Annotated in this window: 2 protein-coding genes; one reads left to right on the top strand and one right to left on the bottom strand. The window is 25.9% G+C overall.

Annotated elements, in window-relative coordinates; all coding sequences use genetic code 11:
* Positions 1-387: 387 nt before the first annotated feature.
* Entirely contained in the window at positions 388-1,530 is a 1,143-nt protein-coding gene (locus tag KJQ97_RS09045) for an MFS transporter (protein WP_214120638.1), read from the top strand.
* 591 nt (positions 1,531-2,121) lie between these two features.
* Here the strand turns inward: KJQ97_RS09045 and KJQ97_RS09040 are convergent.
* Entirely contained in the window at positions 2,122-3,183 is a 1,062-nt protein-coding gene (locus KJQ97_RS09040) for a tyrosine-type recombinase/integrase (RefSeq protein ID WP_214120637.1), read from the bottom strand.
* Positions 3,184-3,212: the final 29 nt, after the last annotated feature.

Raw genomic sequence — 3,212 nt, 5'->3', positions numbered from 1 at the left:
TACATGCTTATGATGAGTTTAGTAAAAATGTATGGCCAAGCACAATTAAATCTATGCAAGATAATGCAAGTTTAGATGAGAATGAATACTATCAAGTAGTAAAATACTTACAAAGAGTAGCTCCTGGTGATGATGAGTGAGTATGTTTTTAAAAGTGTAAGTAAATACTAAAAAAGATTAAGGAATTTAAAAGTTTGTTTTTAAATTCCTTTTGAGTGTTTTTTCAAATATCTTAGTGATTTATTGGGTTTTATATATAAAATCTAACTTAAGCAACGAATATTTAAAGCTTTCAATTTATTTTAAATCACTTAATTATTCACTATAAAAGTAGCTTTAATTACAAACAAGAACTATAATAAACCTATGCAAAGTAATTTTAAATTTATGCTTTTAATAGTTTCATTAGGTTCATTTTTAAGCACATTAGCGCTTAATCAAATTCTACCGCTTTTACCATTTATTATGCAAGAATATGGAGTGAGCGGAGATAAGATTAGCTTATATAGTGGTTTAGCTTATGCTGGTAGCACACTTACTATGGCGTTGTTTGCACCATTATGGGGTATTTTAGCTGATAAATATGGTCGTAAAAAAATGCTTTTAAGAGCTAGTTTTGGTATGGGCTTGTGCTTGTTAATTAGCGTATTTTTAAAAACCGCAGAATCATTTATAATACTTAGATTTATTATGGGATTTTTTTCTGGGTTTAACCCTGCTTGTATTGCATTAATAGCTGTTAATGCTCCTAAAGATGATGTGAATGTATCTCTTGCAAAACTTAGCTCATTTCAGATAACAGGCTCGCTTTTAGGACCATTGTTTGGTGGAGTATTAATGCACTTTTTTGATTTTAGAGTTCAGTTTGCAATATCAGGATTTTTATTAATTAGTATATTTTTATTGATATTATTTTTTGTAAAAGAAGATTTTACTCCAGTTCCTAAAGGCGAAAAAATAAGGCTTGATAAAGGCTTGTATTCATTTGTAATAGTTTTGTGTTTAGCTTCGTTTTTAGTGCAGTATTCTCAAACATTTATAGGTCCTATAATCGGCTTATTTGTTTCAAAACTAGTAGATCATAAAGAATTAGCTACAGGTTTTTGCTTTAGTTTAGCAGGAATTGCTAGTGCTATATTTGCTCCGAAATTATCAAAATTAGCAAAAGATTATGGAGAAGTTAATTTGATTTTAATTAGCACTTTTGCTTTGTTTATATGTTTAATATTGCATTATTTTACTAGCCATAATTTTTGGTTATTTTGCTTAGTTAGGTTTATAACCGGTATTAGCTTTTGCTCTATTATGCCTAGCGTTTATTCTATGATAAGAAAAAAGATACCTAAACAAATTAGCTCAAAAATATTTGGAATAAATCAGAGTTTTTACGGATTAGGTGCGTTTTTTGGTAGTTTAAGTGGTGGGTATTTTTATAACTTATATGATGAAAAAGTGTTTTTTATATGTGCTAGTTTTATTTTAGCTAGTTGTTTTTTAGTTTTCTTTTATAAAAGAATAGGTTCAAAATAAAGTAGGGTATTCAGCTTAAATTTTGGAATAAATAAGAGTTTTACGGATTAGGTGTATTTGTGCTATTACTTTTTATAGGATAAACACTATATATAATAGAGCAAAAACTAAGCTAAACAAAATAAAATTTAGTATTATGTGCTTTTGTTTATAGTTTATAGTTGTTTTGGCTAAAGTGGTTTATTTGTGTTAATTTTTTTATAAAAGAATAGGTTCAAAATAAAGTAGGGTATTCAGCTTAAGTATTTAAAAATAAATAGATTAGGTTGATTAGTAATAGTTTATTTTTGAATATCTTACAACCTATACGATGAAAAAATCTTTTTTATCTATTAAAGTTTTATTTTAGCTAGTTGTTTTTTTAGTTTTACTTTATAAAAGAATAATTTCAAAATAAAGTAGGGTATTCAGTTTAAATATTTAGAGTAATTTAGAGTTATTTATGGATTAGGTTCGTTTTTTGGTGATATTAGCTTATATGATGAAAAGTGTTTTTTACTAGTTTTATTTGTTATTTTACTTAATATATAGACTATACTTGTTTTGAGCTAAATTAATTTAATAGTTTTGATGGATACATAAGAAGACTTTTTAGTCTTCTTTTAAATTATTAGCTATTTTTGCTGCTAATTTTAATTTATCATTATCAAAATGAGTATAAATTCTTGAAGTATTAAGCGAAGCATGCCCTAAGGCTTCTTGGACTAATAACAAATCTTTTTCTTTTTTATAAAGTAGGGTAGCAAAACTATGTCTTAGCATATGAGCTCCATTTTTTTCTTTGCGAATACCGGCTGCTAATAATACATTTTCAATTAATCTTGATATATAAGCTTGAGTTAATGGCTTACCTTGTTTATTTGTAAATAAGTATTGATTAGGTTCAGCGAAATTATTAAAATATTCTAAATGCTCTTTAATGGAATTTATATTTAGTAAAACCACTCTATATTTATTACCTTTAGCATGAATTCTAAGGCTTATTAAATCATTTTCATAGCTAATATCTTTTAACCTTAATCTAAGAACTTCATTAACCCTTACTCCAGTAAATAATATGATTTTTATAGCAAGTTTATTTCTGTCTTGATTACTTTTAAACTCATAATTATTTAGAGTATTTAAAAATGTTTTCATTTGCTCTTCACTCATAAATTCTGGTAGTTTTTGTCCTGATGATGAGTTTAATCCTGACCAGTTTTTTAACTCTATTTCATAAACATAAGAGCTATCATCATCTTTATTTTGCGAACTTAAAAATTTAAAAAAATTAACTATAGCGATTTTGTGATTTTTTTTACTCGCATCACTAAGACCTGCTGTTATACTTGATAGAATTTCAATTACTAATTCTTCATCAATTAGTTTTAGAGAGTACAGCTTATAGTGAATTATTTGCTCGTAAAATTTTTTAATAGGGTTGAAATAAGTATTTACACCAATCATTCCTATATTTCTTGATTTTTTAGCTAACTCATCTAATTCTTCTATGGTGAAATTATTTTTACTTAAAGCAATATTAATCTCTCTTAATTCTTCTGCTTTTTCAAGTAGTTTATTTGATAAAGAATTCAATTTAAATTTTAGAAATTTAGCTATCCAAAATAAAAATGATTTTGAAAAATTGTCTTCACAATCTAAAGGGTATTTCATAATTGTTCCTTAAAATAAGTTGTTTAATA

It is taken from the genome of Campylobacter sp. 2018MI01 (assembly GCF_018501205.1).
GTDB lineage: Bacteria > Campylobacterota > Campylobacteria > Campylobacterales > Campylobacteraceae > Campylobacter_E.
This window is presented reverse-complemented; position numbering and strand designations above follow the sequence as displayed.

Coding starts and splice junctions, on each gene's coding strand:
- KJQ97_RS09045 (WP_214120638.1), top strand. CDS start 388: ATGCTTTTAATAGTTTCATTAGGTTCATTTTTAAGCACATTAGCGCTT.
- KJQ97_RS09040 (WP_214120637.1), bottom strand. CDS start 3,183: ATGAAATACCCTTTAGATTGTGAAGACAATTTTTCAAAATCATTTTTA.